The following is a 15,014-nucleotide window of genomic DNA, read 5'->3' as shown; positions in this document are numbered from 1 at the left end:
CTAGAGGTTCTAAATGACATCATCTTATCTCGATTTATTTAATCAAATTGAATCTTTTGCCAATTTCTTGGCTCGGGGCATAATGCAAAAAAGAATTGAGATAGTCATGCGATCCCTAAAAAAACACCTATATACCCCTTGGGCTATTGCCCTGAGTTTTTTATTGCTATTGGCAGCCCTATTTGCAGTCCTGTGGGTATTGATTCCACCACCGCCCAAGACGATGGAAATGGCTACAGGCTTTCCTACCGGTCTTTACTACCAGTTTGGTGAGCGCTTAAAGACTGAGCTCCGTGGGGAAGGCGTTGCGCTACAAATTAAAGCTACTGGTGGTACTCAGGATAACTTGGCTTTGTTGAATGATCCAAAGTCTGGCGTGGGCTTTGCGATGATCCAGGGTGGGGTGGCAAATACCAGTCAATATCCCAATCTCGTTTCTATTGCTGGCATGTTTTATGAGCCGGTTTGGGTTTGGTATCGCGATACGGCTTTTAAAGGTGAGGGTGGCCCACTTCGTGTTCTGAGTCAATTAAAAGGTAAGCGCGTTTCAATTGGTAATGATGGCAGCGGTACTTTGGCATTAAGTCAAACGATGTTGCAGCTTAGTGGCTTAACTGAAAAAGATATTCGGGCTGAAAAATTAAAGCCTGATGAAGCCATTAAAAAACTCAATAGTGGTGAGCTAGATGCCGTATTTATTGTGGCTGCAGCTGAGGCGCCTATTTTGCAGCAGTTCTATACCGTCCCCGGCATTCGTTTGATGAGTTTTGATCAGGCGGATGCTTATGCACGCAATCTGCCTTACCTCTCTAAGGTATCCGTTCCAAGAGGATTATTGAGTATTGAATATGATTTACCGCGCCAAGATATTCAGGTGCTCGCTGCAACAGCAACCTTGGTTGCGCATGACTCTATTAGCCCTGCGATGGTCTCGCTTCTCCTAGGTGCTTCTTACGATATTTTGAAATCCTATTCTCGTTTGCAAAAGATAGGGGAGTTCCCATCAAGCATAGGTTTGGATTTTCCTTTGCAAATTGATGCAGAAATTTATCTGAAAGATGGTCCCTCATTCCTGCATCGCCACTTGCCGTTTTGGACGGCAGTTTGGGTGGGCCGCATCATGAAGATATTGATTCCATTGCTGGTCATCTTGATTCCACTTTTTACCTATCTTCCAACATTAAATAATCTCTTATTAAAGTTGAAGTTGGCTAGAGTCTATGAAGAGCTCAAGATTATTGATAAGAATGCCCATAATCTTGAGCTACGTGAAGAAAACTTTAAGAAACTTGAATCAATAGAGCTTCGTGTAGGTAATATCAAGGTATCTAGATTAGAGGCAAAAGAGTTGTATGACTTAAGGGGGCACGTCGGAGATGTGCGTAGTCGTTTAAATCAGTTGAAATAAGGAGACAATCATTATGAAAAATAAAATATATCAATGTGTATTAACGCTTGTATTCGGTTTATTGGCGACGCAGATTTCTGCACAGACATATCCTAGTAAGCCTATTTCTTTGGTGGTGCCACAAACTGCTGGTGGAACCAATGACATCGTGGCGCGCCTAGTAGCCCCAGCGTTTGGTGAAGCGATTGGCGCCTCTGTTGTAGTTGAGAATAGACCGGGAGCGGGCGGTAATATTGGCACCCAAAGTGTGGCTAGATCGGCAAAAGATGGCTATACCCTTTTGCTGACGATTAACAGTGCTCAGGCAATCAACCCTGCGCTTTATAAAAACCCTGGATTTGATCCGATTAATGATTTTGTACCTTTGTACTATATCGGCGCAACTCCCTATGTATTAGTAACGCCACCTGGATCACCCTATAAAACATTGGCTGATGTCGTTGCTGCTGCGAAGAAAAAACCAGGTGAGCTTTCTTATGCATCTGCTGGTAATGGCACTATTAGTCACCTATTGGGCGCCATGCTTAACACCAGTGCAAGCATTGAAATGCAACACATCCCCTACAAAGGTGTAGCACCCGCAATTAATGATGTGTTGGGTGGGCAAGTGCCTTTAGCATTTGCTAGCTTACCTTCGGCTTTGAATTACATTAAAGCTGGAAAGTTGCAAGCAATTGCGATTAGCTCAGCCAAACGCTCTAGTGCAGCCCCTGAAATTCCAACGATTGCAGAAACTTATCCTGATTGTGTTGGTGAGGTTTGGGTTGCGATGTTTGCTCCAATGGGAGTGAGTGCGGAGGTCATTAAGAAAGTTCAAACCGCGATGGAAAAGGTGATGACTCGTCCTGATGTGAGAGAAAAACTCACTGCTCAGGGCTTGGATTTAAGTCCAGTACCTATTAACAGATTAGGTGCTTTACTTAAAGACGAGTTGGCGAAATGGGTCAAGATTGTGAAAGCTTCAGGTGCTCAGCTAGATTAGGTAATCCCTTTTCATGTACTGCCATAAAATGAACCTATGAGTATCACGTCACTGAAACCTCCCTTAACTTCGGCAAAAGCGCTGGCACAAGGTTTGCGCGCCGATGGTTTTGTGGTGGCTTCAGCGGAAACCGTTGCAGAGCTAGCTCATGTCCCAGTGGGCGACTTACAAACCCTATCCCAATACTGGGAAGGCTTGCCACGCGACCCTTATTTAAAAGATGGGGGTCGCTATCGTTTTCGTCGTCACGCTAGTTATGAAATCAAAAAAGAAACACTTGATCTAGTGCCTCATCGCGCCCATTGGCAATCAGTGGATTACAACGCTTTGCATGGCGGTATTGAGAGATGGTTTGAGCCAATTCAAAAACCATTACTGAGTAGTCCAGCATGGCAATCTCTCTTGCTGGGCTTAGGGCACATCTTGAGTAGTCTAAAGCCGGTGAGTACTTGGTTTATAGAGGCGCATCAATTTCGGATTGATACTACCGATGGTATTGGGCGACCAACCCCTGAGGGTGCCCATCGAGATGGTGTTGATTTTGTTGCTGTCTTTTTATTGGATCGTGTTGGTATTAAGGGTGGCGAGACCAGGATATTTGATGCCCAAGGCTCGGCAGGTTTGCGATTTACCTTAACCCAGCCTTGGTCCCTATTGCTCATGAATGATGAGCGCATGATTCATGAATCCACTCCCATTCAGCCAGTTGGAGATTATGGCTATCGCGATACTTTGGTATTAACTTATCGCTCTAATGGATTTCAGGATTCACCTAATAAAAGTCAGCAATAAATATTTATTCTGGCTCCATGCCGGCGTCTTTAATAGCCTTGGCCCACTTCACAGTTTCTAATTTAATTTTCTGACCCAGTGCTTCAGGTGTGCCCGGCTGGGATTCAAAACCCATCGCAGAAAAACGCTCGACTAGGTCCTTTGATTTAGCGGCATCGTTAATCGCCTTATTGAGCTTCATCACAGCATCTTTTGGCATTCCAGCTGGACCAAAGGCCGCAAAGAATGCGATCAACTCATAACCTTTAATGCCCAGTGCCTCATTGACAGTAGGGAGTTCGGGGATGGCAGGAGAGCGCTTTAGTGAGGTCACTGCAAGACCGCGGATTTTGCCTGCCTGAACTTGTGGCAAGGTAACGGCAAAGTCAGCAGTAAACATATTGACCTGTCCACCAATTAAATCGGTCATTGCATTTGGTCCGCTCTTATAAGAGACGCCGGTCATCTTGATTCCTGCAACACTAGATAGCATTTCTGAAGAAACACGTTGCGAAGTGCTTGCATACGCAAATGTCATTTTTCCTGGATCCGCTTTGGCAAGAGAGACAAAGCCGTTCAATGATTTAGCTGGAACATCATTATTAATCGCGACAATTAAAGGTACCGATCCAAAATAACCGATCGGTGTAAATGCGGTATCTTGGTTGTAAGGAAGATTTTTAACCAAGCTTTTTAATGCAGCATTGGTACTGTTGGTTCCAAAAAGCAGGGTGTAGCCGTCAGCTGGAGCTTTGGCTACCAAGTCTGCGCCAATCATGCCATTGGCACCAGGTCGATTTTCAATCACGACTGGCTGCCCTAAAGATTCCGCCATTTTGGCTGCAAAGGCTCGGCCAATTTGATCGGTTGCGCTACCTGCGGCAAACGGGACAATTGCTTTGATCGGTTTGGAGGGGTAATTATCTGCAAAAGCATAGGTGCCACCCAGGGTCATCACAAGGCCTGCAAGGGACAAAATTAAGTGTCTTAAAGGGGTTTTGGTTTTCATAAGGTCTCCACTGTTTTTCATAGTGTAGCGGGTCTTGCTGTTTTGAGGCGAGTAGAATGACTTCACGTTTTTACTGAGTCTTTATGCGCTTACGATCGGCTGGTTACACCCCTCTTATGCTCATGGCACAAACCTGTGCTTTATTAGGCTTTGCTTGCTATGCCGTAGTTCTTACCTCCTTGCAGGAGGAATGGCAACTCTCCAATCTTCAGTCCGGTTTAATTGCGAGCGCATTTTTCTTTGGGTATATGGTGGCGGTACCCCTAGCAACTGCACTTACGGATAGGGTGGATGCTCGTAAGGTCTATTTAGTAGGAGGGCTATCTGCGACCTGTGGTCTTCTGGGAATGGCCTTTTTTGCGTTTAACTTTTGGACAGCCTTGTTTTTTATGGCAATGAATGGCGCTGGGCTAGCAGGAACCTATATGCCTGGTCTCAAAATTTTGTCTGATCGTATTCAGACGGGGGAGTTGACGCGACATATTGCTTTTTACACCGCTTTTTTTGGGATTGGCACCGGCTTCTCTTATCTCTGCTCAGGCTGGATCCTGAGTGCTCTAGATTGGCACTATGTATTTGGCATTATTGCCTTGGGCCCATTTAGCGCATTTTTGATCGTGTTACTTCTTATTCCTCCTCTGCAGCATGAGAAGTGGAAAGGTCCGATCAATATTCGTATTCATGACATCTTCCCTGTAGATAAATGGAAATTGGTCCTGCAAGATAAAAATGCATCCGGTTTTATCTTTGGCTATACCACGCACTCATTAGAGTTATTTGCCTCAAGAAGCTGGATCGTCGCCTTCTTTGCATTTTGCACAGCAATTGCAGGAGAAACTTTTTTCTTGGCTGCCACTACTTTGGCAGGCGTGATTAATTTCTTTGGAGTGCCATCCTCCATTTTGGGAAATGAAATTGCTCTGCGCGTAGGTCGACAAAAATGGGTTTGTATAGTGATGCTCACTAGCGCGGTAATGGGTATTTTGTTAGCGTGCTCTACCGGCCAATCTTGGTGGATCATATGTGCATTGGCTATTGGGCACACTATTTTTATCATGGCCGATTCTTCTACGCTAACTGCCGGTTTGGTTATCAGTGCGAAAGAGAATATTAAAGGTGCCGCGATGGGACTCCACTCTCTAATGGGATTTGGGGGTGGCTTACTAGGCCCTGCTATTTTTGGTTTTGTATTAGACATCTCGGGATCACGCACTTCCCAAGTTTCTTGGATCTGGGCCTACGTATCCGTGGTGATTTGGGGTGTGCTCTTTGTGATTTATGAGCGCCACAATGGTTGGGGAAGCAAAGCAAGTCAATGAAACAAAATTTGGTTTGCTATCACTGCTCTAGCACCATTCTTCCGGATGAATTAATTGAAGCTGATTTGGCCGGAGTAAGTCGACCATTTTGTTGTCCTGGTTGTATGGCGATTGCGCAAACCATTCATGGTGAAGGTCTAGAAGTGTTTTATGCCAGAAGGGCTCAGTCATGTGAAAAGCCGGCAGCCTATTTAGCATCCAATGAGATTCCTGAAAAACTCCGACCTTATGACGACCCGTCTTTGCGTAGTCGATTTACGCGACCTTTTGGTGATACAGGTGAATTAGAGACAACCTTACGCTTAGAAAAAATTCGTTGCGCTGCTTGTGTATGGTTGTGTGAGCAACATCTTCGACGCATTAGTGGCGTTAGGGATGTGCAGATTAATTACGTCACACAAAAAGTAATGGTGCGCTTTTCCTCAGATCAAACTAGCTTAGCTAGATTGATTTTTGAAATCGAGAGAGTGGGGTATGAAGCTTGGCCTTTTGAACCCTCTTTATCTTTAGAGCGAGCTAAAAAGGAAAGAAGACAATTACTTACCAGACTAGGTGTTGCACTCTTGGGAATGATGCAAGTCATGATGTATGCGTGGCCATCTTATGTGGGCGCCGATGACATCACCGCTGAATACGATTTGTTATTAGCCTGGACTAGCTGGGTTTTAACTGTGCCTGTCATGGTGTACTCCGCAGGCCCGATCTTTCAGGCAGCTTGGCGTAGCGTGCTGTCATTTAAGGAAACCCGGATGTTGGGAATGGATGTGCCTATTGCATTGGCTTTGGCATTGGCATTTATTGCTGGAACGATCAATCTGATTACGGGTTCTGGCCAAAGTTATTTTGATTCGATCACGATGTTTGTTGCCTTTATATTAGCGGCGCGTTATGTCGAACTCCTAGCTAGGCAGGATGCCCAAGGTGGGGCGGAAGCCTTAGCAAAACAGCTCCCTGCGACTTGCGAGCGTATGACAGATTATCCAAGCTCACAGGTAGTAGCTCTAGTGCCCGTAGTCAATTGCAATCCTGGGGATGTCTTAAGAGTATCTCCAGGTGAAGTTGTGCCAGCAGATGGCATATTGATTGAAAATCCGAGTGCGCTAGATGAATCACTATTAACCGGAGAATCTAAACCTGTTGAGAAAAAGCTGGGTGATCGTGTCTACGCGGGAACTCACAATATTCTCAATCCACTCATCATGCGCATTGAAGCAGTAGGGCAATCCACTCGCATTGCAGGCATTGCCTCTTTATTGGATCAAGCTTTATTAGCTAAACCGGTGATGGTAAGCCTTGCAGAAAAATGGGCTGCATATTTCGTAGCATTTTTATTGTTTAGCGCCTTCCTCTCTTCGGCTATTTGGTTATATTTTGATCCAAGTCGCGCGTGGACCGTATTAGTTTCAGTATTGGTTGCCAGTTGCCCATGTGCTTTGTCCCTAGCAGTGCCTACTGCCATGGCTGCAGCTCAGGGTGCGGTGACTAAATTAGGCTTGTTGATTGTGCGTGGTCACGTGTTAGAAGGTTTGGTGAAAACGACTGATCTTGTTTTAGATAAAACGGGGACGCTCACCATGGGTCAGCCGGAGCTACAAGAAATTCTGAACTTGCGTCCGGGGTTTGATGCAAAGGAGGCGCTCGCTATTGCGGTGGCGCTAGAGGCAGGGCAGAAGCACCCTTTGGCACTCTCACTGCTGCGTGCTGCTCAAGATGATGAATTGGCTATTCCAGTTTTATCTGAGCCGGTTATGAATATTTTGGGTAAAGGCTTATCTTCGGGTAGTTACCGTTTGGGTAGTGCAACCTGGCTTGGAATTCAATCAGGGTCTCAAGTGGGTCAATATGGTCAAGTCCATTTGGCAGATGATGCTGGGCTGATTGCCAGCTTTATTTTTCTGGATACTGTTCGCAATGGCTTAGAAGATTTATTGGCTAGCGCAAAACGCAGAAACATTGCAGTGCATTTGGTATCTGGTGATGACCCCGCAACAGTCGCTTGGTGGGCTAATCATGTTGGCATCAGTAGTTTTGTTGGAGGCTGCTCGCCGGAAGATAAGTACGACTATATTGAGCGATTACAAAATGCTGGTCGATTTGTGTGGGCAATAGGAGATGGTGTAAATGATGCACCACTATTGGCGCGAGCAGATGTATCGATTGCTGTGGGTGCTGGAGCCCCTTTAGCGTCAGCTGGTGCTGATGCCATCCTGACTTCTGCCTCTCTAAAGCCGCTTGCAAAGACTTTATTGTTGGCTGATAAAACGGCAGTCATTATTAAAGAGAATTTACTTTGGGCTTTGGTCTACAACTTGCTAGCAATACCAGCGGCCATGATGGGTTGGGTTAATCCATGGGTTGCAGGCATTGGAATGTCTTTGTCATCCCTGGCAGTAACCTTAAATGCTTGGCGTTTGCGAAAGGCTTAGACTGTAGGGATGGGACTCTTTCTTCTTATTCCTATTTCTCTCCTTTTAGTGGGGCTCTTAGTTTGGATATTCAATTGGTCCATCAAAAGTGGCCAATTCGATGATTTAGAGGGTCCCGGACAGGCTATCTTGATGGATGATGACACTTCAACTTCTAAAAAAGTTAGTGAACACTCTCAAGATTAGCCATATATCTATTGGATAGATATCAGCTAGTTTCAGTCATTTTTGGGCAATACTATTTTGCCTCTCCCTTTTTGATATAGATCAAAACTCCCTTAAGACCTTACTTTGATAATCAATCCAATCTATTTGGATTATGTCGTTGTTTGGTCACAAAAAAGGAGAAACCATGGGACTTACCGTGGGGAGTAATCAAGATACCTTCAATTACAAGGTTGTCAGCCAATTTGCCATTGTTACTGTACTTTGGGGAATTGTTGGCATGCTCGTGGGGGTCATTCTCGCAGCTCAACTCATCTGGCCAGATATCACCTTTAATATTCCTTGGTTAAGTTATGGTCGTTTACGTCCGCTACACACCAATGCAGTAATTTTTGCTTTCGGTGGATCTGCCTTATTTGCAACGTCTTACTATATTGTTCAGCGTACTAGCCAGGCAAGATTATTTTGTGACAAGCTGGCAGCTTTTACTTTCTGGGGTTGGCAGGCGGTGATTGTTTTAGCTGCCATTACATTGCCTTTAGGATTCTCAACTTCCAAAGAATACGCAGAATTAGAGTGGCCGATTGATATCCTCATTACTTTAGTTTGGGTTGCTTACGCAGTCGTTTTCTTCGGCACCATTATGAAACGTAAGACGAAACATATTTATGTTTCTAATTGGTTCTTTGGCGCATATATTTTGACTATTGCCATCCTCCATATTTTCAATAATTTGGAAATGCCTGCAAGCTTGTGGAAATCATATTCTGCGTATTCAGGCGTTCAAGATGCAATGGTTCAATGGTGGTATGGTCACAATGCAGTAGGTTTCTTCTTGACTACGAGCTTTTTGGGCATGATGTATTACTTCATTCCAAAACAGGCCGAGCGACCAATTTATTCCTATCGCTTATCTATTGTTCACTTTTGGGCATTGAACTTCACCTATATGTGGGCAGGTCCTCATCATCTTCAGCACACTTCGCTGCCTGATTGGACCCAATCTTTAGGAACGGTATTCTCACTCATCTTGTTAGCACCTTCATGGGGCGGCATGATCAACGGCATCATGACTTTGTCTGGCGCTTGGTATAAGTTACGCCGTGATCCGATTTTGAAATTCCTGGTAGTGGCATTGTCTTTCTACGGCATGTCTACCTTCGAAGGTTCGATGATGTCTATCAAGACTGTCAATAGCTTGTCTCACTATACTGACTGGACTATCGGCCACGTGCACTCTGGCGCTTTGGGCTGGGTTGCGATGATTACGATTGGTTCTTTGTACTATCTCATTCCACGTTTGGTTGGTCAAAAAGAGATGTATAGCACTAAGTGGATCGAATTACATTTCTGGATTGCTACGATCGGGGTTGTGCTCTACATTGCTGCTATGTGGATTGCAGGCGTGATGCAAGGATTGATGTGGAGGGCCTTCGAGCCGGATGGAACTTTGACTTATAGCTTCGTTGAGTCAGTTAAAGCAACCTATCCTTTTTATGTCATTCGTTTAATAGGCGGCCTATGCTACTTAAGTGGCATGTTCTTGATGGCATATAACGTCTTCAAAACAGTTCAAGGTAAGGCTTTTATTAACGCGCCGATCCCAATGGCTGTTGCTGAACACTAATAGGAGAAGAAAATGTCTAGCGAAAATAAATTCTTTTCCCACGGAACACTTGAGAAAAACGTTGGGTGGTTAATCATTGCAACAATCATCGTTGTATCGATTGCTGGTTTAGTTCAAATTGTTCCCCTCTTTTTCCAGCACACCACTACTGAGCCAAGCCCTGGCGTAGAGCCCTATTCAGCTCTGCGTTTGGCTGGGCGTGATATTTATCAGCGTGAAGGCTGTGTTGGGTGTCATTCACAGCAGATTCGTACTCTGCGTTCGGAAGTGGAGCGTTACGGCCCTTATTCATTGGCCGGCGAGTCTGTATTTGACCATCCATTCCTTTGGGGTAGTAAGCGTACTGGTCCAGACTTGGCTCGTGTAGGTGCTCGTTATTCAGATGATTGGCATCGTATCCACTTGCGCAATCCACGTGATGTGGTACCAGAGTCCAATATGCCTGGTTACCCATGGTTGCAGAAGAATGCTGCTGATACTTCTTCAATCCAATCTCATATGATTGCCATGACCCGCTTGGGTGTTCCTTATACAGAGGAAATGATTGCAAATGCACCCAAGGAATTAGAAGGCAAGACAGAAGAGGATGCTTTGATTGCATACCTCCAAGGGCTTGGTATTTCTCGTCGCTACATCATGGTTGATGAAGTGGTTGCCAAGTAAGGAATAGCATTTTAATTAGAACGATATAAATCAAATGGAACAGATCACACCTTATCTTTCAGCATTTTCTACAGTTATTGGACTTATTTTTTTTGTAGGAATTGTTTGGTGGGCTTGGTCTCCAGGTAGAAAAAAAGCAAACCAGGAATCTGCGGAGCTTCCATTTGATCTTCCGGATGAATTCAGTAAGGATAAATCATGAGTGACTTTTTTAGCAGCGGTTGGAGTAGCTACATCGCACTAGTTTCATTGGTAGGTATTGTTTGGTGTGTATGGCTATTATTTTCACAGCGTAAAGCTAAAGTGGTGCATACGGCAGATGGTGCGGTTGCTGATACAGGTCATGTTTGGGATGGTGACTTACGTGAGCTAAATAATCCACTCCCACGCTGGTGGATGTGGATGTTTTTACTCTCTTGCGTGTTTGGTTTAGTTTATTTGGTCTTGTTTCCTGGGCTCGGATCTTTCCCTGGTGTATTAGGCTACAGCACTGACGGTGCTTTGATGCAATCCATGACTACTGCTAATGATGAGTTAAAGCCGGTCTATGCCAAATACGTCAAGATGGATATTGAGCAAGTTGCTGCCGACCCAAAAGCCCGTGAGATGGGACAACGTCTATTCTTAAACTCCTGCGCACAATGCCATGGCTCTGATGCCGGTGGCGCTAAAGGCTTTCCAAATTTAACTGACGGTGACTGGCTCTACGGCGGATCTCCTGAAAATATTAAGACAACGCTGATTAACGGCCGCAATGGAGTGATGCCTGCATATGGACATCTAGAAAGTGCACAGATTGTAGATTTAGCCAACTACGTTCGTAGTTTGTCTGGTCTGCCTGCTGATGATGCAAAAGTCACTCGTGGCGCAGAATTATTCAAAGCCAATTGCGTGGCTTGTCATGGCGCAGATGGCAAAGGCAATATTGCTTTAGGTGCTCCTAACTTAACCGATAAGACTTGGTTATATGGTGGCTCTGAGGCTGCAATTATTGAAACCCTAACTAAGGGTCGCATGGCGATGATGCCATCGCAGGACAAAGTGCTGAGTCCTGAGAAGATTCATTTGCTAACCGCCTATGTTTGGGGCTTGTCTAATAACAAGCAGCCAGCAGCAAAGTAATCAGTGTCAGCACAGTCGCCGGGTGGGAAGCCAGTCCCAATAGAAGTTATTGAGGAGTCTCTGTATGAGGTCCGGCGCAAGATTTATCCTCGCTCCGTATCGGGTTTATTTGCCCGCTGGCGTTTCATACTGGTATTTGCAACACAGCTGTTGTTCTATGGCTTACCATGGCTGAGTTGGAATGATCGCCAGGCCGTTCTCTTTGATTTAGTTCAGCGTAAGTTCTATATTTTTGGCCTTGTCCTTTGGCCGCAGGATGTCATCTATCTCACGCTCTTGCTGATACTTTCAGCATTAGCCTTATTTCTATTTACTGCGGTAGCAGGCCGCTTATTTTGTGGCTACGCCTGTCCACAAACGGTTTATACCGAAATCTTTATGTGGATCGAGCGCAAGGTTGAAGGCGATCGCTTTGCCCGTATTCGTTTAGATGGGGAAGAGTGGCCTTGGAGTCTTAAAAAATGGCGCCTGAAATTAACTAAGCATTTCTTATGGCTGGTGATTGCCTTCTGGACGGGCTTTACCTTTATTGGCTATTTCACCCCGATTGAAACCCTAGGTTCTTCGCTCTTGCATTTATCTTTGGGCCCTTGGCAAACTTTTTGGTTGTGCTTCTATAGCTTTGCCACTTGGGGTAACGCTGGTTTCATGCGTGAGCAAGTCTGTAAATATATGTGCCCATATGCACGCTTCCAAAGCGTGATGGTGGATAAAGATACCTTCTTAGTAACGTATGACAAAGTACGCGGTGAGCCTAGGGGTAGCCGTAATAAGTCTGCAGATCATGGCTCTCTTGGGCTTGGTGATTGCGTAGATTGCAGTATTTGTGTGCAGGTATGTCCTACTGGAATTGATATTCGAGATGGTCTGCAATATATGTGCATCGGTTGTGGCGCCTGTATTGATGCCTGCGATCAGGTGATGGAAAAAGTCGATTATCCAAAAGGACTTATTCGCTACACCACTGAGCGTGCTATTGAAGATCGCGAATCAAATCAAAGTGCTATCCGACATATTCTTCGTCCAAGAGTATTGATCTATGCTGCTTTCATCACAGTGCTAGCTTCTGCCTTCTTGATCTCCTTGGCTACCCGCAATCCATTACGTGTAGACATCATGCGCGATCGTGGCGCCTTAGCACGTGAAGTTGAGGGCGTTCGGATTGAAAATATTTATCGTATTCAGATCATGAATGCTTCTGAGCATTCGATGAAGGTTCAACTCAAAGCTACTGGCTTAGATGATTTGAAGATTCTGAATTCTCAAGGTAATGAAATTACACAAATTGATGTTGGACCAGCAAGCAATCAATTGCTTCCCATCAAAGTGAGTACTAATATTGGTCAAAATAACCCGGGTAATTACCCCATTCATTTTGATGTTGTTGCACAAGAGCGAGTAGGCGATCAAACAATTACTCGTACCCGTGATGAAAAATCCAGTTTTATTATTCCCCGTTAAGCAAGTTGTATAAGATGGAGAAAATGCAGATGAATGAACAACAAATAACGAAGCCATGGTGGAAGCAATTGTGGCCATGGTTGCTGATTAGCGGACCAGCTGTTGCGATGATTGGCTGCATCATTACTATTTATTTAGCCATCAACTTATATGCTGATAAACCTTTGCGTGACGGCGTAATTAAGCAAGGCTTGAAAGTAGAGCAGTTGAAAGAATCGCAGGCCAGTAAATGAAATACCGCCTAATGATTTGGATCTTGTGGCCATCGTTTTTAGTGGCCGGTATGGCAGAGGGTTTACTTTTTACTGTGATACATCCTCAGGATCTTTTATTCTTTGGCCATCATCCTGAGATCTCGGATGAAGGTATTTACACCATTGGGTTTTTTGTGATTTGGACTTTCTGTGCGGTTTCTAGTGCCCTGACTGCCTATATTCTTCCTGGCATTGAGGCCCCAGACAGCAAAGAAATTGATCGCGGCTTAATTTAAGCGTGTTTTACCGGGATATCAGTACTCACGCAGCTGGATCTATCAGGATTGGGGATCCCAGCTAACTCATACAAGCCATTCATATCAATGAGTTTGATATGACGTTGTTTGATTTGAATCAGCCCTGATTCAGCAAAGCGTGACAGCATACGACTTACAGTCTCAATCTGAATACCCAAATAGCTACCAATCTCAACGCGACTCATGCGTAAATCAAATTCATTATTGAGATAGCCGCGGGCGGCCAATCGTTGTGAGAGATTTAATAAAAAAGCCGCTAAACGTTCTTCCGCTCGCATCGTGCCCAATGAGAGTAGGTGACGCTGATCTTGAGTCAGCTCTCGACTCATAATCTTATGAAACTGATTTTGCAAAACAGGGATTTGTCGCGCTAAGTCTTCAAACGCTTCGTAACGAATGATACAAACTTCACTTTCTTCAAGGGCGATAGCATCCGATTGGTAATGACCTTCGCCAATGCCATCTAAGCCTAATATTTCTCCAGGAATATGAAAGCCGATGACTTGCTGGCGACCATCTTGTAAGCAGTATTCTGTTTTGAGTGTTCCAAAGCGCACGCTATAGACTGAGCTCAGTGGATCTCCATGGCGATAGAGGCTTTCACCTTTCTGAAGATGTACACGTTCTTTAATCAGGGCGTCTACTTTGCTAACGTCGCTGCTATTGAGTCCAACCGGAAGGCAAAACTGTCCCAAAACACAGACTGAGCATTTGCTTGTTGGAGAATCGGTAGGTTTGTAATTCATCTTGAGGCTTCTTTAGTAGACAGTTTATTCTATATAGGTGAAGAAACCGGTTTTTTACAGTCCCTTTTGGTGGATTAATGTTAACGACTAGCCTGCTACTGGCAGTATTTTTAGGTGCCTTGGTAAGCGGGTGGCACTGCGCTCTGATGTGCGGAGGGATAGCTGCCGCAATTGAGCGTCCAATCACCCTGGAGAGCCCATTAAGGCCTAAATCAGAGCTTTTTTACCTACAGCTAGTGATGCACTTGGGTCGCATTACGACCTATACATTTCTTGGGGCTGCTGCTGCAGGGATTGGCGTGATTGTTTGGCAGCAGAGCTGGCTCCCTATTCAAAGACCCCTCTTTGCTTTAACTTCTTTAATTCTGATATTCATGGGTATTCGTCTTCTGCGCGCGGGTGATGCTCAAGGTCTCTTGCTGGGTAAGTGGCTTGGATCTAAAGTGGCAGGCATTTGGGCTAAATATTTAGGCGGTGTTGCAAGTGGACCATCCCGTTGGTTTAGTGGGATGCTCTGGGGCTTGGTGCCATGCGGTTTGGTTTATAGCGTCCTTCCTCTTGCATTCTTATCGGGGGATATTTGGACAGGTGCCGCGCTAATGTTGGCATTTGGTTTGGGTACTTTGCCAAACTTACTGCTGATTTCTAAATTTTCTGCGGCACTCACTCAGTTTGGCCAATATCTTTGGGTTCGATATTTGGCTGCGGCGCTGCTCTTTATTGCAGGCGGCTTTGGTTTATATCGCGCTTGGGTTTTGCCTGAGGCTTTATTAAAAGGTGGCTTTTGTATATCTTAAGTTCACC

The 15,014-nt window shown here is 45.0% G+C and carries 16 protein-coding genes; 14 read left to right on the top strand and 2 right to left on the bottom strand.

Annotated elements, in window-relative coordinates; all coding sequences use genetic code 11:
* The first annotated feature begins 13 nt into the window (after positions 1 to 13).
* Genes ICN41_RS02555 through ICN41_RS02545 form a run of 3 tightly spaced genes read left to right on the top strand, consistent with a single transcriptional unit; the run spans position 14 to position 3,182 of the window.
* Positions 14 to 1,408, top strand: a complete 1,395-nt coding sequence (locus ICN41_RS02555) for a TAXI family TRAP transporter solute-binding subunit (RefSeq protein ID WP_255537847.1) — start codon at positions 14 to 16, stop codon at positions 1,406 to 1,408.
* Positions 1,409 to 1,421: 13 nt separating this feature from the next.
* On the top strand, positions 1,422 to 2,390 hold the full coding sequence (locus tag ICN41_RS02550; protein WP_216291220.1) for a tripartite tricarboxylate transporter substrate binding protein: 969 nt from the start codon (positions 1,422 to 1,424) through the stop codon (positions 2,388 to 2,390).
* 36 nt (positions 2,391 to 2,426) lie between these two features.
* Entirely contained in the window at positions 2,427 to 3,182 is a 756-nt protein-coding gene (locus ICN41_RS02545; protein WP_216291219.1) for a 2OG-Fe dioxygenase family protein, read from the top strand.
* A gap of 4 nt (positions 3,183 to 3,186) precedes the next feature.
* Here the strand turns inward: ICN41_RS02545 and ICN41_RS02540 are convergent, their stop codons facing one another.
* Positions 3,187 to 4,170, bottom strand: coding sequence for a tripartite tricarboxylate transporter substrate binding protein (locus tag ICN41_RS02540; RefSeq protein ID WP_216291218.1), 984 nt, complete (start codon positions 4,168 to 4,170; stop codon positions 3,187 to 3,189).
* 83 nt (positions 4,171 to 4,253) lie between these two features.
* Here ICN41_RS02540 and ICN41_RS02535 point away from each other — a divergent pair, with 83 nt between their 5' ends.
* From ICN41_RS02535 to ICN41_RS02490, 10 genes are all read left to right on the top strand, one after another.
* A complete protein-coding gene (locus tag ICN41_RS02535; RefSeq protein ID WP_216291217.1) occupies positions 4,254 to 5,489 on the top strand; it encodes an MFS transporter in 1,236 nt (411 codons plus the stop codon).
* Positions 5,486 to 7,915 carry a heavy metal translocating P-type ATPase gene (locus ICN41_RS02530; protein ID WP_216291216.1) on the top strand — a complete coding sequence of 810 codons (2,430 nt, stop codon included), beginning with the start codon at positions 5,486 to 5,488 and terminating at the stop codon, positions 7,913 to 7,915. The genes ICN41_RS02535 and ICN41_RS02530 overlap by 4 nt, the downstream gene beginning before the upstream one ends.
* A gap of 9 nt (positions 7,916 to 7,924) precedes the next feature.
* On the top strand, positions 7,925 to 8,101 hold the full coding sequence (gene ccoS, locus ICN41_RS02525; protein ID WP_216291215.1) for a cbb3-type cytochrome oxidase assembly protein CcoS: 177 nt from the start codon (positions 7,925 to 7,927) through the stop codon (positions 8,099 to 8,101).
* A 166-nt stretch (positions 8,102 to 8,267) separates the two neighbouring features.
* The gene (gene ccoN / locus ICN41_RS02520) at positions 8,268 to 9,707 is read left to right on the top strand and encodes a cytochrome-c oxidase, cbb3-type subunit I (protein ID WP_216291214.1); all 1,440 of its coding nucleotides are present in this window, start codon (positions 8,268 to 8,270) and stop codon (positions 9,705 to 9,707) included.
* Positions 9,708 to 9,719: 12 nt separating this feature from the next.
* Entirely contained in the window at positions 9,720 to 10,370 is a 651-nt protein-coding gene (ccoO, locus tag ICN41_RS02515) for a cytochrome-c oxidase, cbb3-type subunit II (protein WP_216291213.1), read from the top strand.
* 34 nt (positions 10,371 to 10,404) lie between these two features.
* Positions 10,405 to 10,572, top strand: coding sequence for a cbb3-type cytochrome c oxidase subunit 3 (locus tag ICN41_RS02510; protein ID WP_216291212.1), 168 nt, complete (start codon positions 10,405 to 10,407; stop codon positions 10,570 to 10,572).
* A complete protein-coding gene (ccoP, locus tag ICN41_RS02505; protein WP_216291211.1) occupies positions 10,569 to 11,492 on the top strand; it encodes a cytochrome-c oxidase, cbb3-type subunit III in 924 nt (307 codons plus the stop codon). The genes ICN41_RS02510 and ccoP overlap by 4 nt, the downstream gene beginning before the upstream one ends.
* A gap of 3 nt (positions 11,493 to 11,495) precedes the next feature.
* Positions 11,496 to 12,953, top strand: coding sequence for a cytochrome c oxidase accessory protein CcoG (ccoG, locus tag ICN41_RS02500; protein WP_216291210.1), 1,458 nt, complete (start codon positions 11,496 to 11,498; stop codon positions 12,951 to 12,953).
* Between the two features lie 29 nt (positions 12,954 to 12,982).
* Positions 12,983 to 13,186, top strand: a complete 204-nt coding sequence (locus ICN41_RS02495; RefSeq protein ID WP_216291209.1) for a FixH family protein — start codon at positions 12,983 to 12,985, stop codon at positions 13,184 to 13,186.
* Positions 13,183 to 13,443 (top strand): hypothetical protein, encoded by a 261-nt coding sequence (locus ICN41_RS02490; protein WP_216291208.1) that lies wholly within the window; start codon positions 13,183 to 13,185, stop codon positions 13,441 to 13,443. The genes ICN41_RS02495 and ICN41_RS02490 overlap by 4 nt, the downstream gene beginning before the upstream one ends.
* Here the strand turns inward: ICN41_RS02490 and fnr are convergent.
* Entirely contained in the window at positions 13,440 to 14,210 is a 771-nt protein-coding gene (gene fnr, locus ICN41_RS02485) for a fumarate/nitrate reduction transcriptional regulator Fnr (protein ID WP_216291207.1), read from the bottom strand. The genes ICN41_RS02490 and fnr overlap by 4 nt on opposite strands.
* A 77-nt stretch (positions 14,211 to 14,287) precedes the next feature.
* Here fnr and ICN41_RS02480 point away from each other — a divergent pair, with 77 nt between their 5' ends.
* On the top strand, positions 14,288 to 15,007 hold the full coding sequence (locus ICN41_RS02480; RefSeq protein ID WP_216291206.1) for a sulfite exporter TauE/SafE family protein: 720 nt from the start codon (positions 14,288 to 14,290) through the stop codon (positions 15,005 to 15,007).
* The last annotated feature ends 7 nt before the right edge of the window (positions 15,008 to 15,014 follow it).

The sequence above is a fragment of the Polynucleobacter sp. 15G-AUS-farblos genome (genome assembly GCF_018882445.1).
Classification (GTDB): Bacteria; Pseudomonadota; Gammaproteobacteria; order Burkholderiales; family Burkholderiaceae; genus Polynucleobacter.
The sequence above is the reverse complement of the archived record's forward strand: the minus strand, read 5'-3'. Positions and strand labels throughout refer to the sequence as shown.

Excerpts from the sequence above, each read along its gene's own strand:
- ICN41_RS02495 (WP_216291209.1), top strand. The coding sequence starts at position 12,983 with ATGAATGAACAACAAATAACGAAGCCATGGTGGAAGCAATTGTGGCCA.
- ICN41_RS02490 (WP_216291208.1), top strand. The coding sequence starts at position 13,183 with ATGAAATACCGCCTAATGATTTGGATCTTGTGGCCATCGTTTTTAGTG.
- ccoN (WP_216291214.1), top strand. The coding sequence starts at position 8,268 with ATGGGACTTACCGTGGGGAGTAATCAAGATACCTTCAATTACAAGGTT.
- ICN41_RS02550 (WP_216291220.1), top strand. The coding sequence starts at position 1,422 with ATGAAAAATAAAATATATCAATGTGTATTAACGCTTGTATTCGGTTTA.
- ICN41_RS02555 (WP_255537847.1), top strand. The coding sequence starts at position 14 with ATGACATCATCTTATCTCGATTTATTTAATCAAATTGAATCTTTTGCC.
- ccoP (WP_216291211.1), top strand. The coding sequence starts at position 10,569 with ATGAGTGACTTTTTTAGCAGCGGTTGGAGTAGCTACATCGCACTAGTT.
- ICN41_RS02540 (WP_216291218.1), bottom strand. The coding sequence starts at position 4,170 with ATGAAAACCAAAACCCCTTTAAGACACTTAATTTTGTCCCTTGCAGGC.
- ccoO (WP_216291213.1), top strand. The coding sequence starts at position 9,720 with ATGTCTAGCGAAAATAAATTCTTTTCCCACGGAACACTTGAGAAAAAC.
- fnr (WP_216291207.1), bottom strand. The coding sequence starts at position 14,210 with ATGAATTACAAACCTACCGATTCTCCAACAAGCAAATGCTCAGTCTGT.
- ICN41_RS02480 (WP_216291206.1), top strand. The coding sequence starts at position 14,288 with ATGTTAACGACTAGCCTGCTACTGGCAGTATTTTTAGGTGCCTTGGTA.
- ccoS (WP_216291215.1), top strand. The coding sequence starts at position 7,925 with ATGGGACTCTTTCTTCTTATTCCTATTTCTCTCCTTTTAGTGGGGCTC.
- ICN41_RS02535 (WP_216291217.1), top strand. The coding sequence starts at position 4,254 with ATGCGCTTACGATCGGCTGGTTACACCCCTCTTATGCTCATGGCACAA.
- ICN41_RS02530 (WP_216291216.1), top strand. The coding sequence starts at position 5,486 with ATGAAACAAAATTTGGTTTGCTATCACTGCTCTAGCACCATTCTTCCG.
- ICN41_RS02545 (WP_216291219.1), top strand. The coding sequence starts at position 2,427 with ATGAGTATCACGTCACTGAAACCTCCCTTAACTTCGGCAAAAGCGCTG.
- ICN41_RS02510 (WP_216291212.1), top strand. The coding sequence starts at position 10,405 with ATGGAACAGATCACACCTTATCTTTCAGCATTTTCTACAGTTATTGGA.